The sequence below is a fragment of the Pokkaliibacter sp. MBI-7 genome (assembly GCF_029846635.1).
Classification (GTDB): domain Bacteria; phylum Pseudomonadota; class Gammaproteobacteria; order Pseudomonadales; family Balneatricaceae; genus Pokkaliibacter.
This window is the reverse complement of record NZ_JARVTG010000001.1, coordinates 2,731,157-2,756,965: the sequence shown is the minus strand read 5'-3', so window position 1 is coordinate 2,756,965 and position 25,809 is coordinate 2,731,157. Positions and strand designations below refer to the sequence as shown.

The following is a 25,809-nucleotide window of genomic DNA, read 5'->3' as shown; positions in this document are numbered from 1 at the left end:
AAAGCACTGACGCCATGCTGGCTACCCTCAACTGGCAACCGATCTGGCTGACGCTGGAACTGGCCTCGATCACCACCCTGCTGCTGTTGCTGATCGGCACCCCACTGGCATGGTGGCTGTCGCGTACGCGCTGGCGTATCAAACCGGTAATTGAGGCACTGGTGGCGCTGCCACTGGTGCTGCCGCCCACGGTGCTGGGGTTCTACCTGTTGCTGCTGCTCGGCCCGCACGGCCCGGTCGGTCAGCTGACGCAGGCACTGGGGCTGGGGCTGCTGCCGTTCAGTTTCACCGGACTGGTGGTCGCCTCCACCCTCTATTCCATGCCCTTTGTCGTCCAGCCCATTCAGAACGCCTTCACCGCCATGGGTCAGCGGCCCATGGAAGTGGCCTACAGCCTGCGTGCCTCACCGCTGGACGCCTTCTTTACCGTCGCCCTGCCACTGGCACGACCGGGGCTGATCACCGCGGCTGTGCTGGGCTTTGCCCACACGCTGGGCGAATTCGGCGTGGTGCTGATGATTGGCGGTAATATTCCCGGCCAGACCAAGGTGGTGTCGGTTGCCATCTACGACTACATGGAAAGTCTGGATTACGCCTCGGCGCACCTGATTTCAGCACTGATGCTGGTGTTTTCCTTTGTCGTGCTGTGGCTGCTGTACCGGCTGAACCGCCAGCTCAGCCCCGGCCATGAGCGCCATCCGACATGATCAGTGGCCACTATCAGCACCGTCTGGGCGATTTTCAGCTGGATGCCCGCTTTGAACTGCCTGCCACCGGTATCAGTGCACTGTTCGGCCCGTCCGGTTGCGGCAAAACGACCCTGCTGCGCTGTATCGCCGGGCTGCAGCAGGCCGATTACGGCCAGTTCAGTCTGGGCGGCCAGTGCTGGCAGGATCAGAACCAGTGTATGCCGAGCTGGCAGCGGCCGATTGGCTATGTGTTTCAGGAAGCGGGGCTATTCCCCCATCTCAGCGTGGCGGGCAATCTGCGCTATGGCTATCGGCGCATTGCCGTTGAAGAGCGGCGCATAGCGCTGGAGGCGGCGGTCGAAGCGACGGGCATCGGCCACCTGTTAGCACGCCAGCCAGCCCATCTGTCTGGCGGTGAACGGCAGCGCGTCGCACTGGCGCGAGCACTGCTGACCAGCCCGCGGCTGCTGCTCTGCGATGAGCCGCTGGCGGCACTGGATCATGAAGCCAAGGAGCAACTGATGGGCTATCTGCAGCAGGTGGTCGATGAGTTCCGGCTGCCCTGCCTGTACGTCACCCATGCCCCCCATGAAGTCGCCAGACTGGCCAGCCATCTGCTTCTGCTACAACAAGGCAGGGTGCTCGCCAGTGGCGTTCCCGCTCAGTTGCTGACCCGTCTCGACCTGCCTCTGAGCCAGCGTCACGATGCCGAATCCCTGCTGCAGGGAGTCGTCACCGAGCAGGAAGCCGGTTTTGGCCTGAGCCGGGTGCGCTGTGATGATATCGACCTGTTCCTGCCACAATTGCAGCATCGCAACGGCAGCCCGGTGCGGGTACAGATTCTTGCCCGAGATGTCAGCCTGACGCTGGAGCGCCCGCGCGACAGCAGCATTCTTAACATCCTGCCCTGTCAGATCGATGCCCTGCACAACAATGGCCAGACTTACGCGCTGGTACGTCTCAATCTGGGCCATCAGCAGCTACTGGCACGCATCACCCAGCTATCCGCCTGGCAGCTGGCACTGCAACCGGGCCAGCAGGTGTACGCGCAGATCAAAGGGGTTGCGCTGGTGTAGCATCCAGATGCAGGTATTCAGTTGCAACGTGCTCTACCAGCCAGACCTTATTGGCAGAGCAATAGAACGGGATGCCCGCGGCATGCATGGCTGCGCTATTCACCTGCAACACCACCGGTTTGCCATAGCGCCCTCCGACTGCTTTCGCAACGATGACCGACTCCGTCAAATGAACATGATGGCGCTGCTGCTTGTGTAACCCCGTAGCCAGAATGGACGGAAGAAATCGTTCAGCAGTGCCGTGATAGAGAACCGCTGGAGGCGTGAGCACAGGCAGGGCAAGATCTACCTCGATCGAATGCCCCTGATTCGCCCGAATCCGCATACCATCAGCACTGAGGCCAAAGCGCTGTTTGTCATTGGTCTCCACCACCAGCCTGACGATTTCTGCCGTGAGTGGATACTCTTTTGTTTTAGCTATCAGCTCGTCGATTACGGCCCAACCCTGCTCGTCCAGCTGTAGCCCGATGGCATCAGGCTGGTGCCGCAGCACATAGCTGAAGTATTTCGATATTGCCGTTATCTGTTTATCCATTACTGGTAATCCTTCCATAGTGACTTGAAGTTCCATGATTGTTGTCGCTGCTGCCGCCTCTCTTACTCAGCTCATCCCACCTCACACCACATATGCACCTTGCTGACAAAGCCGTTGCCATTGGAGACGGCAAAGGGCTCCACGCCGAAGGCCTTGAAGCCGCAGCGCTGATAGAGCTTTTCCGCGGCGTGATTGCCTTCGGTGACCGTCAGCTGCACCAGCAATACCCCCGGATGCTGGCGTGCCGCCGCCAGAATGGCCTCGACCAGCAGCTTGCCTGCCCCCTGCTGGCGCCGTTGTGGATGCACATACATTCCAAACAAGTGCGCCTTGTGCGCCACCTTCTGCCGCGGATTGAAGCTCACCCCCGCCACGCCCAGCAGCTCACTGCCCTCCACCGCACCCCAGACCTGCTCCTGCGCATCGGCACGGTCATCCAGCCGTAACTGCCACCAGGACAACGGCAGGCGGCTGCGCTCGGCGACGGTCGAAGTGAAGGCATCGGGGTGAGCACCGTAGGCGTGCAGCATCAGACTGCGGTATGCCTCTGCCCACTGCGGGCCTAAGCGTTGAATCTGCATGGTGAGTGCTCCCTTGGTCGTTGGGGTTAGCCAGAAATACTTGCAGCATCCTTACCAATATCCCTGTCCGGTGACATCCAGCACATTGCCGTACCTTGCGCCAGGCAGCACGTGTTATCGACGGGAATTAATCACCAGCACCATTTCCCGCAGCGAGCTGCGCAACGCCTGCGCCCAGTCCGGCTGAGCGCAGATAACGACGGGATCAGCCTGGGTGCCGAGCAGCGGCAGGGTGACGCAGGCACGCTCAACGATCTGCCCGGACATAGTGGTCAGCACGTCGCGCAACGCCGCCTGCGCATGGCTGGCTCGGGGAGAGGTGTTAAACAGAGCGATGGGTTTATCGACAAAGCCGGCACCGCCGACCAGCCAGTCGAGGGCGTTTTTCAGCACTCCGCTGATGCCGTGGGCGTATTCAGGGCTGGCAATCAGCAGGCCGTCAGCAGCGGCAATCTGCGCCTCCAGCGCTACTACCTGAGGGTGCAGGCCCTCTTCATCAGGATTGAACAGCGGCAGTTGCCCGAGGCCGGGGAAATCCACCCTGACTGTGGACGGGGCCAGCTCCGCCAGGGTGGTCAGCACGGCGGTATTGTAAGACTGGCGGCGCAGGCTGCCGGACAGGGCGAGTAAGCGAATACCAGACATCCGTGTGATCCTTGCTCAGCGGGAGCCGTGGTCGGCCTCCCCCATCCCGGCAGTCTAACAGCCTGCCGGCAGGCGTGCGGAATCACGCTGACGATCTGCCGTTTCAGGCCCGTTCAGGGCGGGCTGCGGTTGCCGTCGGGCTGGCCGCCGCCGCACTCTGGACGTCGGCGGCAGCGGGCTGCGCAGTGACAGCAGGTTGCGACTGCAGGCGCTGCTGTAACAGCTGCTCCTGTAACCGCGAGCGCAGCGCAGTGGCCCGCGTGGCCGCAGGGCTGCTGTCCGCTGTGCTGGTCGTACTGGCCATCGGTGCCGATGATCGTCGTTCAAGCTGCTCCAGACAGGCACTGGCCAGCTGCCACTGCTGGCCCTGCAGCAGCTTGTCTACCGCCGCCAGCTGGCTGGCCGCATCCAGCGGGGTCAGCAGGGCATCCAGCACCCGGCCCTGATCGGTACGGCTGGCCTGAGCAAAAACAGCATCGGGAATACTGACCAGATAAGCGCTGCGACCGGGCAGCGCGGGGATGCGGGCACAACTGGCGGCCAGTGTGCGCAGGCCACGCTGTTGCTGTTCGGTATCATTGCTGGCCATATCTGCCTGACAGAGGAATGCCTGCTGTTCGACCACCCGGGCCCGTCCGGCACGGGATACGCCGGGCATGCCCGACTGCAGCAGACTGGCTAACAAATGATCTACCGCCTGCCGGGCAGGCCCGGGGTTCTGCCAGTCTTCCGGCCGGCTGTGGCGCAGCATGGCCTCGCCCATAAAGTTAACGGCAGAGACGATCTTATTCAGGAAGAATGGCCGGGGCCGGTCCTGTTGCTGCTGTTGGCGCAATACACCGGGCGCGTCCTGCAGACGTGCCTGATCCTCCACCGGCGGCCGCTCCAGCCGCGCGCAGAGCAGCAGCTTCTGCAGCAGCGGTATGGCAGTAGATGGCTGACGGCCAGCCGCACTCCCCCGGCCGCTGGCCATACTGACCGCCATATCGGTCAGTTGCTGTACCAGCTGATGGGTATGCTGATAGCTCCAGCTGGTAGAGGCTTTCTGTAACAGCAGACCCGGCATGAAAAAGCGCTCCGCCAGCTCGGCATGGCTTTCCTGACCAAGGGAAAAACGATAACGATCCGCCTCCCCGGCCTCATCATCACCGGGAATAACGCCCATGCTGGTATGACTGAAAGCAAAGCTGGAACGCTGCGGCAGCAGTTCCTGGCTGAAGTAGTCCTTGCAGGGCAACCGGATTTCCGCCGTGGCGGCCGTACCCAGCTGCAGGGTCAGCGCCGGCCGGTCACCGGAAACCACCACAAAAGGCAGGCTGGCATCATGCTGCAGCAGCTCTTCCTGTCCACGCCCGGGGCGCAGCAGGGTTTGCGCCACAAAACGGGCATTACCGGTGGCCCGCTCGAGCAGCGCAAACTCGCTGTCGCGACAATGCAGCATATTGACCAGCAGCTGGCTGTCGTTGCTGGTCATGCGTTGCATGCCCTGCTCCACCTGACGCAGATAGCCCCGGGTCTGACGCCCCAGCGTATCATCACAGCTGATCAGACCGATCGCACCGGCCATGGCCTTGCCACTGCAGAGGTTGGCGAACTTCTGAAAGCTTTTGCACACCAGCATTCGCAGGCGGCCATCCGCCAGTGCGTCGCTCATCTGCCCCACCAGCTTATCCATATCACCGCGTCGCTCCACAGTGCTGTCCAGAATCAGGACCAGCGGTGTGGTTTCACCGGCTGCGCTGTTCGCCGCCAGCCGCCCGCGCACGGCGTCAATCACGCTGTCTACGCCCCAGTGCTGTTCACCCGCCGCAGGAGGCAGGGAATGATTGAGTGTCGCCAGCAGGGCATGGCCCTCGTCCATCTCCATATTCATGTCGAGCGGCAGGGTTTCCGCCTCGAAATACACCGGCGTGAGGCCCGACTGTTCAGAAGCGGCTTCTTCAATAGCATGGGTACCGGTCATTTTTTCCACCAGCCGGAGACTGGTGGCGATCGCCTGCATCCCTGAACCGACCAGGTGCACTTCAGCGACCACACCGGCAGGCAGCGCGGTATCACCCAGTAGCGGCCGGGCGGCCTGTTTGAAGTCATCCAGCGTATAGGGTTGCAGGGCACTGAGGCAGACCTGCAGTTCTTCCTGCAGCAGATCATAACCATTACCAAATAGCAGGCTGTCATGGCTGAGGCTGGGCAGACTGTCGGCGGTACGCTGCAGATGGCGCAGCCCGTCGGCCAGCACCGGATTATGGCGATGAGTGACAGCTAACTGGCGTTCGTCGACCACGCTACACAGCGCTTCAATCTGGGCAGCGGCGGCCTTACCCAGCGCCGCCAGACTGTGACCGGCAGGGAGTTGCTGCAACCGCTGGCAGACACCGCTGTCGCGCAACTGCTGCAGCTGCTGCTGGTTATCCACTCTGGGGTCAGCCACAACCGCACGGGCCGGGCCAGCGGCCGCAGCCACCACGGTATAAGCCGACGGCACAGCACCATAGGTACCGCTCAGCTGTTCAGCCACCGTCATATCCGCGGCCCGCAGGCGCAGGGCAAATAACCCGGGATGAATGGGTAGCAGATGCTGCTTGAGATAAGCCACTGGCGCCTGCTTCAGGCTGGCTTCGCCAATGCCCTGCAACACCGCCAGAGCGGTATGAGGGCCGTTGACATACACCGCCGTGGGCGCCGGCTGGCCATAACGGGCCTGAAAAGCCTGCTGGCACTGGGCTTTCAGCTCATCCGGCAAGTGGCTGCGCAGATACTGGGCGTTGCCTGCATGGTCCAGCGTCAGTTGTGGCAGACTGCCCGGCGGCGCTGGCTCCTTGCTGGCAAAGCTCAGGCCATACTGGGCTGCCATCTGCTCCGCCCCCGGTACCTTTTCCAGATTCAGGCGGCGACGTTTGGCGATGCTCGCGCCCTCACTCCACTCCAGACTGAGTGCCTGATCATAGTGACCATGACGCTCCACTTCCTGTTCCAGCGCCCGCTTCAGGCGCCCGACCCTGCCATCCAGATGCAGCCGCGTCGGGGTGCTGTCATCCTTTGTCTGGTGTGAAGTGGTGGGCTCCACAGCAGCAGTCGTCTGGGGCAGCGATGTCTGCCGTAGCAATACCGGCGGTAGTGTCATGATTCCTGCTCCGCAGTCAGACCAGTGAGAATCAGTTGCCCCAGCGTCAGCCTGAGCCACTGACTCTGCAACTGCGCATAAAGATGCTGTTCGCTGTGCTCAGCAGCCTGTTGTGGACGCAGTGCTTCAGCCGCGGCTGGCAGCTGTCTGTCGAGCAGATGCTCAAAGCGGCTGATGCAGGCGTCCGCCTTGGCCAGATCGCCCTGTTCCAGCATCTGGCTGATCAGGCTCAGGCGGCGGCTGCCATCGAGTGGTTCAAACAGTGCGGCCAGCGTGCGGTCTTGCTGGGTGGCGCCGGCGGCGCTGAAGACCTGCTCAGGAATCGCCAGCAGATAGTCCGGCTGGCGTGGCAGCCCCGGCAGGCGCGCGCAGCTGTCCGTCAGTACCCGCAGCCCGCGTTGCTGTTGCGGTGTATCGTCGCTGTGCATATCGGCACGGCAGAGAAACGCCTGCAGCTCCATGACCAGCTGCCGCCCGGAATGGGAGATGCCCGGCATCCCGGAATGCATCAGCCCGTCGAGCATCGCATCAAGCAGCTGCCGGTCAGCCCCGTACCGCCAGTTTTCCGGCCGGGTATAACGCATGATCTGTTCACCCAGATGACTCACCACCGAGACGATCTTGTTCAGGGTCATGGGCCGCTCCCGTTCGCCCTGCTGATGCTGGCGCAAAGGTTCGGGTGCCTGCTGCAGCCGCTGAAGATCGCTGACCGGCGCCTGTTCCAGCCTGCCGCTGATATACAGTTTCTGATACAGCGTTGGCTGGATATGGGCAGGTACCTGCACACTGCGCATGCCATCACTGGCGAGCAGCTGTACCAGACGACAGGCTTTGCCGCAGTCCCATCCCGCCCCCTGCGGTTGCTGTAACAACAGACCGGGCATAAACAGCCGCTCGGTCAGCTCGGCCTTACTTTCCTGCCCCAGTGCCAGCCGCTGCATGGCGCCACCATCTCCCGTCGGTATCTGGGTACGACTACTGTGGATAAAGGCAAAACTGTCACGTACCGGCAACAGGTGTTCGCTGAACTGGCTGTCACGGAGCAGATTCAGGGTACGGCTGCCTTCGGCCAGATTGAGCGTCAGAGGCGGTGATGATGCCTGAATATCGACCGCGACAAAGGGCAGCTGCGGTGCATAGCGATATTCCTGCTCCCTGCCGGATGCAGGTTGCAGCAGGTGCCGGGCGACGTAGGCGGTGCTGTCGCAGGCCCGCTCCAGCAGGGCAAACTCCTGTTCACGACAGCCCAGCAGATGCACCAGCAGCTGGCCGTCGTTGTGCCCCATCCAGTCCAGCTCCTGTTCCACCCGCTGCAGGTGGTTGCGGGCCTGCACATGGGCCGCGTCTTCCCTGCCGATCAGACCAATGGCACCCGCCATCACTTTGGCGCTGCCCAGTCCGGCGAATTTCTGATAACTCTTGCACACCACCATGCGCAGCTGGCCCGTCTGCAGGGGTGTGGCAAAGTGCTGTACCAGCTGCGCCATGTCGTTACGCTGCTCCAGCGTGGCATCGAGCAGCAGTACCAGCGCCGGGTCGGTGGTGCGGGCCTGCTGCAGACGCTGCGCGGTGGCCTCGATCACCGCGTCCACTCCCCAGTGTTCGGAGCCAGCCGCGCCCGGCATAGAGTGATTGAGAGTGGCAAACAGGGCATGGCTGTGATCCTGCCCGATCAGCCATTCACGACGCAGCGTCTCCACCTCGAAATACACCGGCGTCTGGCCGTGGCGGGCCGTGCTGGCCACGGCCACGTTGCGCTCACCGGTCAGCATGTCTGCGACTTCAAAACCGAGCGTCAGCGCTGCCATACCCGAACTGACCAGATAGATATCCTGTTTCGGCACCGTCTGTGCCAGCTGACTGACGGACAGCATCGGTGCAGCTGCCAGCCGGAAATCATCCTGAGTAAAGGGCCGCGTGGCACTGAGGCAGACCTGCAGTTCTTCCAGCAGAACCTGATAGCCATTACCGAACAACTGGCTGTCGTGGCTCAGGCTGGGCAGGGTGTCGGCTATACGGTGCAACGCCTCAAGGCCATTGGCCAGCACCGGGTTATGCGGCTGCAGCGCTGCCAGCTGGCGGTCATCGGCCACGTCCAGCCACTGCTCCAGTAAGGCCGCCGCCGTGTTGCTCAGTGGCGCCAGCGCATGGTCCGCAGGCAAACTGCGCAGCCGTGTGCAGACATCGGGGTCATCACTGTAGAACTGATTCAGCAGGGTCACATTGTGGATGTGGGGGTCTTCCACGCTGCGGGAATGCGTACCGGTGACTGCGGCCAGCAAGGCATGGGCAGAAGGCCGGCCGCCGTACAGATTGAGCAGGGACTCACAGGCACTGACACTACCGCGGGCCTTGAACTGCAGGGCCAGTACTCCCGGTGCCAGCGTTTGCAATCGTTCCCTGAGATGCTGTTCCGGTGAGCCCTGAATATCCTTGGTGCCGCGAAAATGCTCCAGTAGCTGACTGGCGACATGGCGGCTGTTGACGATCAGCGCGGGCATGGCACGGGCACCGCACTGCTGGCGGTACAGCTGCTGCCCCAGCTCGCGATAATCCATGGAAGGCTGATCACGCAGGTAATCCGAGCTGACATCATGGTCAATACGCAGGTGATGCAGGATATCCCGAAGCGGCGGGTCTTTGCGTGCCGCACTCAGCCCGTACTGTGCCGCAATATGCTCCGCGCCCCTGAGCTGACGAAGATCCGCGCGCCGCTGTTCGGCATAACTGCCCGCTGGCCCCCAGTCCTGACGCACACTGTGGTCATAGCGACGGTGCCGTTGCAGTTCCTGCTGCAATGCACGCTGCAGATGATGCACACGGGTATTGAGCTGGCTGCGGCGAACGCCGACGGTAAGATCATCCTGACTGGCAACAGGCCGGGGATGAACGGAAGAAGATTCAGCAGGCAGGGAAAGTTGGCGGGCAAGACCGGGGCCAGTGAGGGATGAAGTCACAGTGCAGGCTCCTCAGGGACAGGCGTCCTTGTAGGTGGCTTGCTCGTCGGGGCCGGTTCCGCCCTGCTATACGGCGGCCATGTAGCTGTCCAGCTCCTGCTGATAGCGCTGGGCCTCCTCCATCATCCACTCGATGAAATCGTGCTGCTTGCCTGCCGACAGCTCGCGTTCGGGCCACACCAGCCAGTAGGGAAATCGATAGGGCGCAACAATATCGGTAAGACGCACAATCTCGCCGCGCTCCAGAAACGGCTTGACCACACTCAGGCGCTCCAGCGCCACGCCCTGCCCCATGCGCACGGCTTCCATGATGACGTTGGAATCATTGATCCACAGCCCGCCGGGGCGGTTGATCGGCGGCTCCTTCACCCCCGCCACTTCACACCAGGGGCTCCAGGACTCGGTCGAGCGAATCAGGCGCGCCGCCATCACCTCCTTCGGAGTGCGTGGCAACTTGCCCTGATTGTAGTGCGGAGCGGCCACCATAATGATCTTGTCTTCGAACAGGCGTTTCTTCTCCAGCCCTTCCCAGTCGCCCAGCCCCATACGAATGCCGATGTCCACCAGACCCTGCCGCAGATCCTGAATATCCAGACTGGCGCGAATGCTCACCCGGTAGTCCGGATAGCGCTGCTGGAAGCGGGGAAACCGCGGCAACAGCCACTGGCTGCAGAACGATGGCAGGGTGGCAATCACCAGTTCCCCCTCGCGCGGACGTGCTCGCACCAACTGTGTAGCGTTGCTTATCTCACGCAGCGCCTGCCGCACTTGCAGCGCGTACATGCGTCCATCCTCGGTCAGACGCAGGCCACGGCCCTCGCGATGAAACAGCGGCACCCCGAGCAAATCCTCGAGCAACCGCAATTGCTGGCTGATAGCGGAATGTGTAACAAACAGTTCCGTTGCAGCCAGTGTCACGCTACCCAAACGGGCTACGGCCTCGAAACTGCGCAGGGCGGGTAATGGGGGTAAGGTGCTCATGTAAGTAAAACTAACATCCAGCGCAAATTAATGTCGATATTCTATTTCCCGGCTTACGACTATAGTAGCACCCATCAATTCATGCCCTGGCAGGCAGTTGAAAAGCACATAGCCAGGCCATTCAGCGTTAAAAGTCTCTGCTTATTGGGTACGGTAAAGAAAATATCTTTGCTGTTTCGGCAGATAACGCCAGGTTTGGCCTTTGCTCGATTCCTTTTTCAACACCCTGCACAGCATGTGTAGCAAAGAGGAAAACACCATGAGCACCCTGAACCTGCAACTCAACGCCAAAGAAACTCTGGTACTGGAACTGCACGAAGCCACTGAAGTACGCCTGATCTCCGGCGAACACTGGCTGAGCCTGAACGGCAAAGACATCACCCTGGACAGCAACGCCACCCAGCACAGCCTGCCTGCCGGCAAACTGATCATTGAAGGTGAAGGCGTGCTGACGCTGAAAGCCCAGGCCACCTACAAGGAAATTTCCGGCTGGCGTCACCTGCTGGATCAGGTATGGCACCGCACCGCTATCGCGTTCAGCTGAACCGGTGCGTGAGGCGCTGAAGCGACTCAAGCCCCCGTCGGATTAGGGTTTGAGTCAGCAACCACATCAACCTGACTGCTCTGGAGGACAGGATGCAACTGATTGGCATGCTTGATTCACCCTATGTACGCCGCGTAGCCATCTCTCTGCGGGTACTCGACATCCCCTTTGAACACCGGCCGGTGTCGGTGTTCAGCACCTTTGACCAGTTCCAGCACATCAATCCGGTCGTCAAGGCACCTACACTGGTCACCGACGACGGCACCGTGCTGATGGATTCCCAGCTGATCCTCGATTATCTGGAAAACGTCATCCGCCCGGGCCACAGTCTGATGCCCACGGCAGCAGCGGCACGCACTCAGGCGTTGCGCCTGATCGGGCTGGCACTGGCGGGCTGTGAAAAGACCGTCCAGATCGTCTATGAACACAACCTGCGTCCGGCGGAGAAGCAACATGCGCCCTGGCTGGAACGGGTCGAAGGCCAGCTGCGGGCGGCCTTTACTGCACTGGAGCAGGAAGTCAGCCGCCATCCCCTGCCAGCCGACGGCAGCCTGAATCAGGCGGGTATTACCCTCGCCGTGGCCTGGCAGTTCAACCAGATGCTATTACCTGAAGTACTGGCTAAGGCTGCCCATCCCAGCCTGCAGGTCTATTCAGACTACGCCGAGCAATTACCGGCCTTTGTGGCCACCCCTGCCGCCTGACAACACGCTCACTCACTGAGGAGCGCTCGCTGCAGAGCTGCAACAACATCGGAGAAAACCATTATGTTACTGGCAGGATTATTACGTGCGCTGCGCCGCCGCCTGACCCGTGCCGCCAATGACGACGTGACCTATCAGCAGATGCTGCATCTGGATAATCATCTGCTGAAGGATATCGGCGTCTACCGTGATGGTGGACGCATTCGCAGTCTGAGCGGCGAAAGCAGCCTCAGCACTGTAGTCACCACCACGCCACCCAGCAAACCCGCTGCGGCGCAGCCTGTAGCAGCAGTCAAGCAGGTGTCCGCCTCCTGCTGCTGAGATGACACTCACCGAGTGACCAGCGCTGAAAATGCCGTGCCAATGGTGAACAGGTTCTAAAGACAATGCCGCCCTCGGGCGGCATTGTGCTTTCTGTTACAGCAATACCCCGTCCCGGGCTTCGATCCCCTGCGGCAGCTCCTGCTCACCCAGCAGCATGCGCACATTGATCTCGATATTACGGCTCATGGCATCCAGTGCCAGATCGTTGGGCTGGGTATCGAACGGATCGGAAATCTGATCGCCCAGGGCATCCAGTCCGAAGAAGGTATAGGCCAGCACACAGACCACGAACGGTGTCAGCCAGCCGATGCTATCCACCAGACAGAACGGCAGCAGGAAGCAGTAGATATGCACGAAGCGGTGCAGCATCAGAATGTAGGGATACGGAATTGGCGTCGATTTGATCCGCTCGCAACCACCATGCACATAAGACAGACGGTTCACCTGCTGCTCAACCCCGGCCAGCAGAATACTGTCTACCCCCTGTTGCCGAAAGGCGGCCACAAAGGCCTGGCCGATATGCAACAACAGCAGATTGGGTGGGTTATCACAGGCCTGTAACGCCTTCAGCTCCGCTGCCGGCAGCAGCGCCGCTGCCTCTTCCCCCAGCACCAGCCCACGCTGATGATCACGCATGACGTAGGCGAAAGCCGCTACCCGGTAAGCCAGCCTTTGCTGCTGCAGCGCCGGCAGATCTGGCAGCAGGGTCAGGGTCTGGCGAGTCAGATTGCGCGCCACCACCAGCACTTCTCCCCACAGCGTCCGCGCTTCCCAGAAGCGCTGATACGCCACGGTATTGCGAAACCCCAGAAAGATGGCCAGCGTCAGCCCCCACAGGGTAAAGGGTGTGGAGGTCAGCACCAGTTTGTAGTCGTAGAGCGTACCGTGGGTCAGCACCACCAGCGAACTGAGCAGTACGGTAAACAGCACCCTGGGCCAGATAAGCGAAATGATGGTGCCCTTGTAGGCGAACAACAGGGCGGCAAGGCTGGGTTTCTGAGAGTGGATAATCATGCTGAACTCGGGATGAGCGTCAGGACGCAACGGGCAGCGTCCCGGATGCCGCCGGCGAAGGCCGGACGGCTGCAGATCATCGGAGATTGCTGCAGTGCGATCAAGCAGCAAACACCGCTGCGCATTATTTTTCCTCAGTCCGGCCTGTTCTGTCTGGCAGTTGGGTGGCCACTGTCGCATAGTGCAGCACCATGGAAGCTCATCTGTTCAAGGACTGCATCGTGCCTACTTCTTCCGGCTATCGTGAGTATCACATCATGACCCGCTGGGTCAGTTATCTGCTTTATCTGTATCTGCTGGCCACACTGCTGGTCCTGATCAGCTCCGTACTGAATTACCGGCTGTTGACGGACGTGCAACACGGCGTGTATCTGGCTGCCGAGTCGGTGGACAGCGATGTGCAATCCAGTCAGCTGCGTCTGATCGGTGCCCTGCTGTTCAGCCTAGCGGCCGCTGTCGTAGCCGGGACTGGGGTGCTGCTCTGGACCTATCGCGCCGTTTACAACGCCCACCAGCTCGGTAGCAAAGGCCTGCAGTTTTCACCCGGCTGGGCCGTGGCGAGTTACTTCATCCCCGGCCTGAATCTCTGGAAACCCTTTCAGGCCATGAAAGAGCTGTGGCAGACCAGCCTCAGCACCGCCTCCGGCTGGAGCCGTATCAGAGTGCCCGGCCTGATGCGCCTGTGGTGGGGGTTGTGGCTGGTCGTGCTGCTGCTTGGACGGGTCGCGGAATTACTGACCAACCGTGTCGAGCAGCTGCTGGCCCTGCGTGAACTGGCGGTGCTGTACGGTATCAATGCCCTTCTCAGCCTGCCACTGACCCTGTTGCTGCTGTACCTTATCCGCACCATCCAGCGCCGTCAGCAGGCGCAGTATCAGGCACTCCCGAGTGACGATAGCGGTGACCGTGACAGCCGCGCCAGCGCAGTCTCACAGACCACGTCGCCTGTGGTACCCGGCCAGTAAAACAAAACCCCATCTGCCGCGAGACAGATGGGGTTATTGTTATACCGTCAGAACACTCAGATAAACGTGAGTACCGTCCCGGCACACAGACCAATCAGCAGCACCGCGGCGGTACTGAGGCTGATCACCAGTGTCGGGCCCATCACGACCGCATCGCCCTGCAGGGCAATATCGGCCTCTTCGCTGACCTCATTGCTCGGCACAGAGAAGAACACCACCAGAATCCGCAGGTAGTAGAACAGCGAGCTGGCCGCCGCCAGACTGGCGATGATCACCAGACCGAGCTGGCCCTGATTCAGCGCCTGAGTGAAGACAAACAGTTTGGCAAAGAAACCGGCGGTGGGCGGAATACCGGCCAGTGACAGCACAGCAATCGCCAGTGCCACACCGAGCAGCGGGTAACGACGCCCCATCCCACGGTAACCTTCCAGATCAGCACTGGGGTTGATACCTGACAGCAAGCCGATCACAGCGAAGCTGACCATGTTCATCACCGCATAGCTCAGACCGTAGTATGCCGCGGCCTGCAGCAGATCGGCATTGCCATCGGCATCGCCGCTGATGGCCGTCAGCGCCAGCAGCACATAGCCAAAGTGAGCGACTGAGGAGTAGGCCAGCATCCGTTTGAGGTTGCTCTGACGCAGCGCGGCGAGGTTACCCCAGACCACGCTGAGTACCACCATGCCGATGATCACGCCATGGATGGCAGGCCACAGGCCAGACAGCTGATCGGCCAGATTGAGCAGGAACAGCAGCATGGCGATCTTGCCCACCGAGGCGATAAACGCCGTCACTGGTGAACTGGAACCCTGGAACACATCGGCCAGCCAGCAATGGAACGGTGCGACTGCCAGCTCGAAGGCGATACCGACCAGCACCATCGCCAGACCGACGATCACCAGCGTCTCATTGGTGCGTTCACCGCCCAGATTGCCGGGAATGGCATCCAGATACAGGCTGCCGCTGCCGGCATACATCAGCACGATACCGAACAGCATGATGGAACCGCTGACGGTAGCCGTGATGGCATATTTGATCGCCGCCTCCACCGCACCCTTACGCTGCGGCTGCCAGGCAATCATGGCCATCACCGACAGGGCAGTCAGCTCCATACCGATAAAGGCGGCCAGCAGATTGGTCGCCGCGCTCAGCAGATAGGTGCCGGTAACGGCGAACAGCACCAGCGAGCAGAACTGCTCATCCACCTCGCCCAGCAGCTGGCGGTCACGCCAGGCCAGCAGCAGGGTGGCCAGACCACCGGCAGTAAACAGCAGCCAGCCGTGACGGTTGACCGGATCCAGTGTGATAAAACGCTCGAAACCGGCGGCCTCGTGCGGGGCCAGCAACACGGCCATGGCTCCCAGCAGCAGCACGATACTGGCGTAAAACGCCACCAGCGCCGCATCCTTCAGCCGTGGCCAGACGCCAATCAGCAGGACCAGCAAGCCACCGATGCCGGTCAGGGCCGGGGCTATGACGGGGTAAAAATCAGTCGATGGCATGGACACCCCCAAACAGCGAATCGATATTGACCGCCAGCAGTTCGGCGGTGGGCAGGTGTACGGTTTCAATCATCAGCTGCGGCATCAGACCGATCACCAGAATGGCGATGATCAGTACGGTCAGAGCGGCCTTTTCACGGCTGTTGAGATCCCACAGCTCGGTCGGCACGCGCGGATTAACCGGGCCCAGCATGACCTTGCCATAAACCTTCACCCCGTAGATCACGCTCAGCAGGATGGTCACGGCACCGACGCTGCCCCACAGGATGGAGCGGCTGATGGCACCGGCCAGAATCAGCGCTTCGCCAGCGAAGTTGGCAAGGCCAGGCATACCAACGGTCGCCACCACAAAAAACAGGAAGCACATCCCGAGCTTGGGCATCTGGGCATACAGGCCACCGACGTTGGCATAGACGCCATCACGTTTGCGATCCAGCAGCAGCGCGGCGATGGCAAACAGACCGGCCACCGACAGGCCGTGGGCCAGCAGCTGCAGGGCCATGCCGTGCAGAGCCTGCGCCTGCCAGGCGAACAGCGCCAGAATGGCAATGTTCATGTGACTGATACTGGACCAGGCAATCACACCACGCAGATCGTCCTGACGAATGGCCTGCGCCGCACCGTAGAGGGTGCCGATAGCACCGATAGCCATGCCCCAGGGGGCGAAGGAGGCGGTAACCTCAGGCATCAGCGGCATAGTAAAGCGCAGCAGACCGTAGACACCGGCGTTAGCCATGGCACCTGACAGCATGATGATGACGCTGGGATCACCCTTGCGGTAAGCCAGCGGCGCCCAGAAGTGCAGCGGGAAAACCGGCACTTTGACGCCAAAGCCCAGCAGCAGGCCACCGAGAATCAGCTTGCTCAGCAGGGTATTGCCGATCAGCGGCGTCTGTTTGAGGATGCCGTAATCGAAGGTGTAGATGCCGGTCTGCACGCCATGGGCGATAAACAGCAGAATGATGGCGACCAGCATCAGCAGCGAGGCGGTGACGGTCACCAGCATGAACTGCGTAGCAGAGCGGCGTGAGTCAGGATCCCCCCACATGGCCAGCATGAAGTACATGGGGATCAGCATCAGCTCCCAGAACACGTAGAACAGGATCAGGTCGTAGGCGGCAAACAGGCCGACCATACCACTCAGGGTCGCCAGCAGCAGCGGGCCAAAGGCCTGCCAGCGGTCGATCCGCTCCCAGCCGACCAGAATGGCCACCACGGCCAGACCACCGCTCAGTACCGACAGCGCCAGGCCCAGGCCATCCAGCTGCAGGTGATAGTGAATGCCGTAATCGGCAATCCACTCGGCATCCAGACTCAGGGCGTTGCCCCCCATGGCCAGCCCGAACAGGATCAGGGTTTCAAGACAGATCACCGCCAGCGTCAGGGAGCGGGCGAGGGTGCCGCGCTCGCGACAGCCCAGCCAGATCGCCGCAGCGGCCAGCAGAGGGAAATAAATCACTAAATTCAACATAGTTGTCTCTACTCCTTCCCTACAGCTGCACGGTCAGATAGCCGATGATCAGCATCAGGCCGAGCACCATCAGCAGCACGTAGCGGCTGACCAGCGCACCCTGACCACGACTGACCACCTCTGCCGCGTTGAGCATCAGGCGACGCACACCGGCCACCAGCACGCCATTGAGCAGCAGACCGTCGATCACACTGCCCAATACCGCGCAGAGGGCGAGGAAGGGACGGATCACCAGCACTTTGGAGAGCTCATCGATATACAGCGCCTTGTTCAGGAAGCCGATATTGCCGACACCACGACCACTGCGAACTTCCGCCTTGGTCAGCGGCCAGGCAATCAGAATACCGATCACTGCAGCGGCAGCGCCGAGCAGCTCCAGCATTTCCCCGGCATGGCCTTCGGGCAACGCCACGCTGGTCAGCACCGGCTCCAGCCAGGGTAACAGCAGGTGCGGGCCAAACGACCAGCTGTCAGGCAGCTGGATAAAGCCCAGACAGATACTGCCCACGGCCAGCAGGCCCAGTGGCAGCTTCATGACCCAGGTCATCCTGTAGTCGTGGATTTCACTGCGCGCCTTGCCGGTAAACACCATGAAGTACATGCGCATGGAGTAGATACCGGTCAGCAGCGCACCCAGCAGGCCGAGACCGGCGAGGAAGGCACCGTGATCGGCGGTGTAGGTTGCGGCGATAATGGCATCTTTACTGTAGAAGCTGGCCGTGACCAGCGGCAGGGCGGCCAGCGCCAGACTGCCCGCCAGATAGGCGTAGCTGAGGAACTTCTGTTTCTTGTGCAGGCCACCCATGTTGCGGATGTCATGATCGTGGTGATAGATCTCGATGATCACCCCGGAGCTCATGAACATCAGCGCCTTGAAGCAGGCATGCACCGCCAGATGGAACAGCGCCAGTGAATAACCACCAACACCCAGTGCGGCGAACATATAGCCGATCTGACTGATGGTGGAGTAAGCCAGAATGCGCTTGATATCGTTCTGACCGATGGCACTGACCGAGGCGTACAGCGCGGTGAAGGCACCGACCAGCGCGACCCACCAGCGCACATCCGGCACCAGATCAAACAGCACATGAGTGCGGGCAATCAGATACACACCGGCGGTGATCATGGTGGCGGCGTGGATCAGGGCCGAGACCGTGGACGGACCAGCCATGGCGTCCGGCAACCACACATGCAGCGGGAACTGTGCCGACTTGGCAAAGGCACCGAGCATGAACAGGATACAGATTGCCGCGATCATGCCGGTTGGCGCCTGGGGCGCCGCCTGGAAGATGGCCTCCAGATTCAGGCTCTGGAACTGCATGAAGCAGAGGAAAATACCAATCGCCAGGGCAGTATCACCAATACGTGTAGTCACAAAGGCTTTGCGACCGGCGTCGACGTTTTCGTCTTTGGTGTAGTAGTGCGACACCAGTGCGTAGGAACACAGGCCCATGATTTCCCAGCCGGCATACAGCAGGATCAGGTTATCGGCGGTGATGAACAGCAGCATGCCGCCAACGAACAGGTTGAGGTAGGCGAAATAACGACGCTCACCAAAGTCGTGACGCATGTACTGGGTTGAGAACAGGTGGATCAGCAGACCCACCCAGGCACTGACGCTGGCCATCACCAGCGTGAAACGGTCAACCCGGAAGCCCACATCGAGCTGCCAGTTGTCGATATGCATCCACTCATAGGCCGTCTGTACCGGCATATCCCAGCTGCCACTCAGCCACAGCAGAGCGACACAGATGGCGGACACCAGTACCGCCAGACTGGCGATGATGCCGTAGGCGCGGGTGGGCAGACCATCAAGGGCAATGATCAGCAGCGCACCCAGCAACGGTGCGCAGGGAATCAGCCACAGCAGATGGTGCATCATAGGGAGCGTTACCAGGGCATCGGTCATAGCAGCTGCCCCTCTTTATCCAGCTTGTCCTGCAATTGATTCATCTGGTCAATCCGGCTGACTTTCAGATAGCGATAGCTCAGCATCGCCAGCAACAGGGTGATGGCCAGCTCGCTGCCCGCCACCAGCATCATGAACAGGCTCAGCACCTGACCATCGGCACTGTGCCAGTACTGGCCAGCGGCCACGGCCGCCAGTACGGCACCGTTGGTCATCACTTCAATCCCCATCAGCACAAACAACAGCTGACGGCGCACCAGAATGACGGCCAGCCCCAGCGCGAACAGCAGAAAGGACACAAACAATACGGCAAGAAGGTTCATCAGTTGGCCTCCTTCTGTGCAGGCCGGGCCTCAGGCGCTTTACGCTCCTGATGGTTCTGCAGATGCCGGGCGAAATACATCACGCCCACCAGTGCCGCCAGCAGCAGGGTAGAGATGGCCTCGACAGCCAGCTTGTAGTGGCCGAACAGCAGCTCGCCCACCGCCTTGGAGTCAATGATCTGCGGTGTGGTCGGATCGACCTGCAGGCCGCCGAGCAGCAGCGCGCCCAGCTCCAGCAGCATCAGGATCAGCAGAATCAGACCGGGCCACAGGCTGCGGTCCTGCAGCTGCAGCGGAAAGGTCTCCTGCAGCGGGCTGAGCATGATCACAAACACGAACAGCACCATGATGGCGCCGACGTAAAGAATCAGCTGCATCATGGCGATAAAGGGCGCACCGAGCAGATAAAACGCCACGGCCAGTGCACACATGGCGGTGGTCAGATACACCGCCCCGTGCATGGGCTTCCTGACGAACAGCAGACTGGCTGAGCAGACCACGGCGACCGCGCAGCTGAGCCAGAAGACAAAATGCCAGAGCATCATGGTAGGAGTCCTCCGTCAGGGCAGCAGGGTATAGACATCGACGGGAGGCTTTTCATTCGCCCCTTCACCCACGTCCTTGCCACGAATAGGAACCCCGGCCCGTTTGAAATAATCAAAGTCGGGGTACTTACCGGTGTGATTCTCCAGCAACCGTGACTTGTCATAGACCAGCTCAGCACGGGAAGACGCACCCATCTCGAAGTCATTGGTAGTCTGGATCGCCCGGGTCGGGCAGGCTTCTTCACACAGGCCGCAGAAGATGCAGCGGGTAAAGTCGATTTCAAACTTCTCTGCATAACGGCGTTCATCGTCCTCGCGCTCCGCACCCTGAATGGTGATCGCGCTGGACGGGCAGACCGACGAGCACAGGTAGCAGGCCACACAACGCTCTTCACCTTCCGGGGTCACGGTCAGGATGATGCGTCCGCGCCAGCGCTCCGGCAGATCAGGCTTTTCCGCCGGGTAACACACGGTATCGCGCTCGGCGAACGCATGTTTCAGCGTCGCTGAGAACGCACCGGTGATTTCACCGACCCAGTTCTTCAGGTTTTTCATTGTGAACTCCTCGACCTGTCTGACCCGGCGCACCACTCCTGCAGGAGCACGGCCTCCGGGCGGTGGGCCATCGCCGCACCTGACCGGTCAGTAAATTGAAAATCGTTAACTGACATCACCTTCACTGCTCATCACATCCACAGCGCACTGATCAGTGCGGTGGCAATGATGTTGACCAGCCCCAGCGGCAGCAGATACTTCCAGCCGAAATTCATCAGCTGGTCCCAGCGTACCCGGGGCACACTGGCGCGCATCCAGATGAAGAAGAACAGCAGTGCCAGGGTCTTCAGGGCAAACCAGAACACACCCACCAGCGGGTAGCTTTCTGCCCAGGGGCCATGCCAGCCACCCAGATACAGGGTGGTGGTCAGGCAGGAAATAAAGATGATGCCGAGGTACTCACCGAGGAAGAACATGGCGAACGGCATGCCGCCGTACTCGGTGTTGAAGCCCGCAGCCAGCTCGTTTTCTGCTTCGGGCAGGTCGAACGGCAGACGGTTGGTTTCGGCGATACCGGCAATGAAGAACACAATGAAGCCGAAGGGCTGCAGGAAAATATAGGCAATATCCTGCTTGAGGACGATGTCGTCGAGGCTGAAGGAACCAGCCAGCAGCACCACGCCCAGCAGCGCCACCCCCATCGCCAGCTCATAGCTGATTAACTGCGCAATGGTACGAATCGACCCCAGCACGGTGTACTTGGTGCTGGATGACCAGCCACCGAGGAAGATGCCGTAAACATGCAGCGAGCTGAGGCCAAGGATAAACAGCAGGCCAACGTTGAAGTCAGCAGCAAAGCTGATGCCCTTACCGACCGGCACCACGACAAAGCTCAGCAGTACCGTCACCACCACCAGTACCGGCGCCAGCTTGTACAGCTTCTGGTCGACGAAACCGGGCAGGAAGTATTCCTTGGTCAGCAGTTTGACGGCGTCAGCGATGGCCTGCAGCAGGCCAAACGGGCCGGCCTGGTTGGGGCCATAGCGGTTTTGCAGCAAACCGAGGATGCGTCGCTCACCGAACACAGTGAAACCAGCAGCCAGAATCAGACCGAGAATGACCACCACCATGGCGATAGTGATCAGCGGCCAGAATAGCCAGGGACTCATGGACGCACTCCTCCGTTGCTGTGGTCACCACGGACCGGGGTGAACTGTGCTACCACCGGCTGCTCAGCCGGCTCTTCGCTCAGGCGTATGGCAGCCGTCAGTTTCACCTCATCACCCAGACGCGCCTGCAATTCGGCAAAAGCACGACGGGAAACCGCCACGCAGCCTTCGGCGATCTGTGCCGACAGCGCGACCGGCAGGGTCAGCTGTTTGCCATGCACACTGAGGGTCAGACGGCTGTTCTTGTCGAGCGTCAGCCCCAGCGCTTTAGCATAGGCCGGAGCGATGCCAACGCTGTCATGAGGAGTCAGCGAGGCCAGCTCGGTGGCAAAACCTGCCACTTCTTCCTCACCGTGCCAGCCTTGCAGCACCAGCGCGGTGCCGCTGCCCAGCACGGCTTCGGCCACCTGACCGATCGGCAGGGTGGCAGGCTTGATGCGGTTACCGGCAGAGCCCGGAGAGGGCATGGCACTGCCCAGCATGGACTGCAGCTGGCTCTGTACCCGTGCCCGCGCGTCACTGGACAGCAGGCCGATCAGCTCTTCCTGCAGCAGCACGGGGGTTTCACGGCTGTAGGCCTTGGCAAAGGACTGCACCCGACCTTCGTAGTTAATGAAGACGCCATTGCGTTCGCTGACGGCAGCAGAAGGCACCACCACGGTCGCCGCCTGTACGGTGGCACTGTGAATATGGTCGACCACCACCAGATGCTGGATCTTCGCCAGCGCCTTGCTCCAGCGCTCACCCTGCCAGCCGCTCATGGGGTCAGCACCGACCACCAGCAGGGCATTAATGGCGCCGCTTTCCAGCGATGTCAGCAGCTGCTCGCTGGAACCGGCCTGACTGACCTGTGCCGCACCGAAGCTGTTGGCAGCAGGCAGCGCAAAGCCCAGACGGCTGTGCTCACCAATAACAGCGGCCAGTTCGGCCAGTGCCTTGATGACAGCGGTGGGCATCACTTCTGCCACGCCCAGCAATACCGGGGCCTTGGCATTCTTCAGCAGAGCTGCCCAGCCATCGGCCTGCTCCTGAGTCAGCTGGCTGATCAGTTTCTGCAGGGTTTCTGCCCACAGTACCGGTGCCTGAGTCTGCGCCTGCAGGCTACGCTGCTTACGAATCATGCCGGCCAGCACACTGGCGGAGGCATGCAGCATCAGCACGGGCTTGCCCTGCTTTAGGGCCTGGCGCACGGCCAGTTCCATCATTGGCGCATGTTCGGTCAGCTCACCGACCACCAGAATGCAGTCTGACGCCTCAATGTCCTGCAGGCTGGGTGCCGACAGGCTGAGGTTGACGGCGGTTTTGGTGCGCACTTCAGTCAGCGGATCAGTAAAGGCAGTGAAGGGGGCATTCAGATCGGCCGCCAGCTGTTGCAGGACCAGATTGGTCACCACATCTTCACGACCGGAACCCATTACGCCCCAGCGCGCATCACTGACCGCCAGTGCCTGACGCAGCACCGCCAGTGCGGGTTCCTGACGTGGCTGGCCACCCACTTTGACCTGCAGCGGACGATCCGCAGCTTCACTGGCGTGTGGCGCATAACGGCCACGGTCACAGATGAAGTACTGGTTAACCGCACTGTTTTCGTTGGGCACCACCCGGCGCAGGGTACCGGCACGAGCACCGGGCTCGACGTGGCAGCCGACGCTGCAGTGAGCACAGATGGACGCACTCTTCTTCAGCATCCAGGTGCGCGAATATTTGCGACGGAACACCTTGTCGGTGAAGGTACCGGTCGGGCAGACCGTAATGATGTTACCGGCGAAGGGGCTGTCGAACGCACCGTCATCAATGCGACGGAACAGCACGTTATTACGCGAGCCCATGGCGCCGAAGTCATCACCGAGGGCGTAATCCTGATAGAAACGCACACAGCGGTAGCAGGTGATGCAGCGGTTGGCGGTGTTCCACACCAGCGGGCCGAGCAGCTGGTTGGGATAGGTTTTCTTCTGGCCATCGAAGCGACGGTAGGCGTGACCGACTTCCACGGTCATGTTCTGCAGGTGGCAGTCGCCGCCTTCATCGCACACCGGGCAGTCATTGGGATGGCGGGTCATATAGAACTCCACCATGGTCTTGGACACACCGGGAGCCTTGTCGCTCTGGGCGAATTTGAAGCGCATGCCATCCTGTGCCTTGAGGGTACAGGTCATCACTGTGCGCGGCTGCTCACCTTCCCGACTGGGCACGGTTTCCATGGCGCAGACGCGGCACGAACCCACCGCACCGAGGGCCGGGTGGTAGCAGAAGTAGGGGACTTCGATGTTGGCACGCTTGGCAGCATCCAGCACATTGTCACCGGGCTGGAATTCGACCGGCTGATCATCGATATAGAGGGTTCCCATCAGTGGTGTCCTCCCTGTACGCCAGCGCCTGCAGCGGCCTGCGACACCGTCGCGGCAACGGGGGAATAGCTACATCCCTTACTGGCGATATGTTTCTTGAATTCGTTATCGAACAGCTGCAACGCCGACTGCACTGGCATGACCGCACCCGGAGCCAGTGCGCAGTGCGTGTTGGGGCCAATCAGGCCGCACAGTTCGAGAATGGTCTGGTGATCGGCATCGGTTGCCGTACCCAGTTCAAACTTGTCGAACAGATGCACCAGATAGGGCAGACCGTCACGGCAGGGCGTGCAGAAGCCACAGGATTCACGGGCATAGAATTCGATCAGGTTGCGGGTGTACTTCAGCGGGCAGATGGTGTCATCCATGATGATCACCCCGCCGGTCCCCAGACGGGAGCCGATCTTGGCTACCGCATCGAAGTGCATCGGCGTGTCCAGCTGATCTGGCGTCATGAAGGGTGTGGAGGAGCCACCGGGCTGGAAGGCAATCAGCTTGCGGCCATCCAGCAGGCCACCGGCGTGATCGTAGATCAGTTCGCGGGCGGTCACCCCCATTGGCAGCTCGAATACGCCGGGGTTCTTCACCGGGCCTGACACCTGGAACAGGTGAGTGCCGCTGCCGCCGTTCTGGCCCTGCCCCTGAAACCACTGTGCACCCTTGTGCATGATGGAGGGGACATGGCAGACAGTTTCCATGTTGTTAACAATGGTCGGCTGGCCCCACAGACCTTTGACGGCCGGGAAGGGCGGCTTGGAGCGGGGGTTGGCACGATAGCCTTCGAGGGCGTTGAGCAGGGCGGTTTCTTCACCGCAGATATAGCGGCCGGCACTCAGGTGCACGTCGATATCCAGCGAGAAACCGGAGCCGAGGATGTTATCCCCCAGCAGACCCGCATCACGGGCTTCCTGTACCGCCTTTTCCAGCTTGGCCGCACCGACTTTGTATTCACCCCGCACGAAGACGAAGGCTTTGTCCGCGCCGATGATATAGGCCGACGCCAGCACGCCTTCGACGATGGTGTGCGGATCACGATAGAGCACCTGACGGTCCTTACAGGAGCCGGGCTCGGATTCATCGAGGTTGATCACCAGATAGATCGGACGTGCGGCATCCTTGGCCAGAAAGCTCCACTTCAGACCGGTGGAGAAACCGGCGCCACCACAGCCACGCAGGCCGGAGGCACGCAGCTCGTTGACCATTTCTTCACGGTCACGGCCGAAGATCGACTGCAGGCTGTCATAGCCGCCACCAGCACGGTAGGCCGCCAGATCAAGGGGCTGCGCATGATGAAAATTGCGCGATAGTACTTTTTCCATAGTCAGCTCCTGTTACTGCTGGTCCTTGAGGACGGCCAGAATCTGCTGCCCGCCAGCGGCTTTGCTGTCCAGCGTTTCAGCGGCATAGCTGCAGATCAGGTCGCGGATTTTCTCCGGGGTCAGCTCACCCAGATCTTCGCTGTCGTCGACCAGACCGGCAGGGGCGCGGTCGCACAGACCCAGACAGATGCTGGGCAGTACGGTGACGGCACCGTCCCTGGAAATCTGGCCAAACTCGACACCGACCGCCTCTTTGGCGGCAGCCAGTACCTGCTCGGAACCACGGGTGTAACAGGAAATGCTGTCGCAGATGCGGATCAGGCGGCGACCCACCGGACGGCGACGCAACAGGGTATAGAAGGTGATCAGCTCATCCAGCTGGGTCGGCGACAGGTCGGTCAGTTCCGACACTTCGTCCAGACTGGCGCGCGGGATGTAGCCGTATTTGTCCTGCACGTAGTACAGGCAATAGATGGCACCGGCACGTTTCTCAGGGTAGTGCGCAATATGCTCCCTGAGGTGCTCGATTTCGTGTTCAGTCAAACTCATAAATGCTCCTCCGGCTCGCCGGACGGGGCGCAGCTGTCGG

General features: G+C 61.0%; 23 protein-coding genes. 6 read left to right on the top strand and 17 right to left on the bottom strand.

Features of this window, described 5'->3' with window-relative positions:
• Positions 1-14: 14 nt before the first annotated feature.
• Together modB and modC are read left to right on the top strand one after the other, a co-directional pair.
• A complete protein-coding gene (gene modB, locus QCD60_RS12305) occupies positions 15-707 on the top strand; it encodes a molybdate ABC transporter permease subunit (RefSeq protein WP_279785639.1) in 693 nt (230 codons plus the stop codon).
• A complete protein-coding gene (gene modC, locus QCD60_RS12300) occupies positions 704-1,765 on the top strand; it encodes a molybdenum ABC transporter ATP-binding protein (protein ID WP_279785637.1) in 1,062 nt (353 codons plus the stop codon). Before modB ends, modC begins: the two co-directional genes overlap by 4 nt.
• On the opposite strand, the gene QCD60_RS12295 is transcribed toward modC, so the two are convergent.
• The 6 genes from QCD60_RS12295 to QCD60_RS12270 all read right to left on the bottom strand — a co-directional run bounded on the left by QCD60_RS12295 (position 1,743) and on the right by QCD60_RS12270 (position 10,588).
• Entirely contained in the window at positions 1,743-2,300 is a 558-nt protein-coding gene (locus QCD60_RS12295; protein ID WP_279785635.1) for an RNA 2'-phosphotransferase, read from the bottom strand. The two genes, modC and QCD60_RS12295, sit on opposite strands and share 23 nt — an antisense overlap.
• Positions 2,301-2,371: 71 nt before the next feature.
• Positions 2,372-2,881 carry a GNAT family N-acetyltransferase gene (locus tag QCD60_RS12290; protein ID WP_279785633.1) on the bottom strand — a complete coding sequence of 170 codons (510 nt, stop codon included), beginning with the start codon at positions 2,879-2,881 and terminating at the stop codon, positions 2,372-2,374.
• 114 nt (positions 2,882-2,995) lie between these two features.
• Positions 2,996-3,526: an NAD(P)H-dependent oxidoreductase gene (locus QCD60_RS12285; RefSeq protein WP_279785631.1), complete on the bottom strand. Its 531-nt coding sequence runs from the start codon at positions 3,524-3,526 to the stop codon at positions 2,996-2,998.
• Between the two features lie 103 nt (positions 3,527-3,629).
• The gene (locus QCD60_RS12280) at positions 3,630-6,650 is read right to left on the bottom strand and encodes a hypothetical protein (RefSeq protein ID WP_279785629.1); all 3,021 of its coding nucleotides are present in this window, start codon (positions 6,648-6,650) and stop codon (positions 3,630-3,632) included.
• On the bottom strand, positions 6,647-9,607 hold the full coding sequence (locus QCD60_RS12275) for a hypothetical protein (protein ID WP_279785627.1): 2,961 nt from the start codon (positions 9,605-9,607) through the stop codon (positions 6,647-6,649). The genes QCD60_RS12280 and QCD60_RS12275 overlap by 4 nt, the downstream gene beginning before the upstream one ends.
• Before the next feature lie 66 nt (positions 9,608-9,673).
• Positions 9,674-10,588, bottom strand: coding sequence for a LysR substrate-binding domain-containing protein (locus QCD60_RS12270; protein ID WP_279785625.1), 915 nt, complete (start codon positions 10,586-10,588; stop codon positions 9,674-9,676).
• Between the two features lie 259 nt (positions 10,589-10,847).
• Between QCD60_RS12270 and QCD60_RS12265 the strand changes: the two genes are divergently transcribed.
• The 3 genes from QCD60_RS12265 to QCD60_RS12255 all read left to right on the top strand — a co-directional run bounded on the left by QCD60_RS12265 (position 10,848) and on the right by QCD60_RS12255 (position 12,157).
• Positions 10,848-11,132, top strand: a complete 285-nt coding sequence (locus tag QCD60_RS12265; protein ID WP_104154757.1) for a hypothetical protein — start codon at positions 10,848-10,850, stop codon at positions 11,130-11,132.
• Positions 11,133-11,224: 92 nt separating this feature from the next.
• Positions 11,225-11,836, top strand: a complete 612-nt coding sequence (locus tag QCD60_RS12260; protein ID WP_279785622.1) for a glutathione S-transferase — start codon at positions 11,225-11,227, stop codon at positions 11,834-11,836.
• A gap of 63 nt (positions 11,837-11,899) precedes the next feature.
• On the top strand, positions 11,900-12,157 hold the full coding sequence (locus tag QCD60_RS12255) for a hypothetical protein (protein WP_279785620.1): 258 nt from the start codon (positions 11,900-11,902) through the stop codon (positions 12,155-12,157).
• 96 nt (positions 12,158-12,253) lie between these two features.
• Here QCD60_RS12255 and QCD60_RS12250 read toward each other — a convergent pair whose 3' ends face one another.
• Positions 12,254-13,354: a bestrophin family protein gene (locus QCD60_RS12250; protein ID WP_279785619.1), complete on the bottom strand. Its 1,101-nt coding sequence runs from the start codon at positions 13,352-13,354 to the stop codon at positions 12,254-12,256.
• 11 nt (positions 13,355-13,365) lie between these two features.
• Here QCD60_RS12250 and QCD60_RS12245 point away from each other — a divergent pair, with 11 nt between their 5' ends.
• Positions 13,366-14,139 carry a DUF4328 domain-containing protein gene (locus QCD60_RS12245; RefSeq protein ID WP_279785617.1) on the top strand — a complete coding sequence of 258 codons (774 nt, stop codon included), beginning with the start codon at positions 13,366-13,368 and terminating at the stop codon, positions 14,137-14,139.
• A 56-nt stretch (positions 14,140-14,195) separates the two neighbouring features.
• Here the strand turns inward: QCD60_RS12245 and QCD60_RS12240 are convergent, their stop codons facing one another.
• The 10 genes from QCD60_RS12240 to nuoE all read right to left on the bottom strand — a co-directional run bounded on the left by QCD60_RS12240 (position 14,196) and on the right by nuoE (position 25,769).
• The gene (locus QCD60_RS12240) at positions 14,196-15,641 is read right to left on the bottom strand and encodes an NADH-quinone oxidoreductase subunit N (protein ID WP_279785615.1); all 1,446 of its coding nucleotides are present in this window, start codon (positions 15,639-15,641) and stop codon (positions 14,196-14,198) included.
• Positions 15,628-17,112, bottom strand: a complete 1,485-nt coding sequence (locus tag QCD60_RS12235; protein ID WP_279785613.1) for an NADH-quinone oxidoreductase subunit M — start codon at positions 17,110-17,112, stop codon at positions 15,628-15,630. The genes QCD60_RS12240 and QCD60_RS12235 overlap by 14 nt, the downstream gene beginning before the upstream one ends.
• A 19-nt stretch (positions 17,113-17,131) precedes the next feature.
• Positions 17,132-19,021, bottom strand: a complete 1,890-nt coding sequence (nuoL, locus tag QCD60_RS12230; protein ID WP_279785611.1) for an NADH-quinone oxidoreductase subunit L — start codon at positions 19,019-19,021, stop codon at positions 17,132-17,134.
• A complete protein-coding gene (gene nuoK, locus QCD60_RS12225) occupies positions 19,018-19,344 on the bottom strand; it encodes an NADH-quinone oxidoreductase subunit NuoK (protein WP_279785609.1) in 327 nt (108 codons plus the stop codon). The genes nuoL and nuoK overlap by 4 nt, the downstream gene beginning before the upstream one ends.
• Positions 19,344-19,889 (bottom strand): NADH-quinone oxidoreductase subunit J, encoded by a 546-nt coding sequence (locus QCD60_RS12220; RefSeq protein WP_279785607.1) that lies wholly within the window; start codon positions 19,887-19,889, stop codon positions 19,344-19,346. The genes nuoK and QCD60_RS12220 overlap by 1 nt, the downstream gene beginning before the upstream one ends.
• Positions 19,890-19,904: 15 nt before the next feature.
• Positions 19,905-20,444 (bottom strand): NADH-quinone oxidoreductase subunit NuoI, encoded by a 540-nt coding sequence (nuoI, locus tag QCD60_RS12215; RefSeq protein WP_104154746.1) that lies wholly within the window; start codon positions 20,442-20,444, stop codon positions 19,905-19,907.
• A gap of 131 nt (positions 20,445-20,575) precedes the next feature.
• A complete protein-coding gene (nuoH, locus tag QCD60_RS12210) occupies positions 20,576-21,553 on the bottom strand; it encodes an NADH-quinone oxidoreductase subunit NuoH (RefSeq protein ID WP_279785604.1) in 978 nt (325 codons plus the stop codon).
• A complete protein-coding gene (locus QCD60_RS12205; RefSeq protein ID WP_279785602.1) occupies positions 21,550-23,901 on the bottom strand; it encodes a molybdopterin-dependent oxidoreductase in 2,352 nt (783 codons plus the stop codon). The genes nuoH and QCD60_RS12205 overlap by 4 nt, the downstream gene beginning before the upstream one ends.
• A complete protein-coding gene (nuoF, locus tag QCD60_RS12200) occupies positions 23,901-25,220 on the bottom strand; it encodes an NADH-quinone oxidoreductase subunit NuoF (RefSeq protein WP_279785600.1) in 1,320 nt (439 codons plus the stop codon). Before nuoF ends, QCD60_RS12205 begins: the two co-directional genes overlap by 1 nt.
• A 12-nt stretch (positions 25,221-25,232) precedes the next feature.
• Positions 25,233-25,769, bottom strand: coding sequence for an NADH-quinone oxidoreductase subunit NuoE (gene nuoE / locus QCD60_RS12195; protein WP_279785597.1), 537 nt, complete (start codon positions 25,767-25,769; stop codon positions 25,233-25,235).
• Between the last annotated feature and the right edge of the window lie 40 nt (positions 25,770-25,809).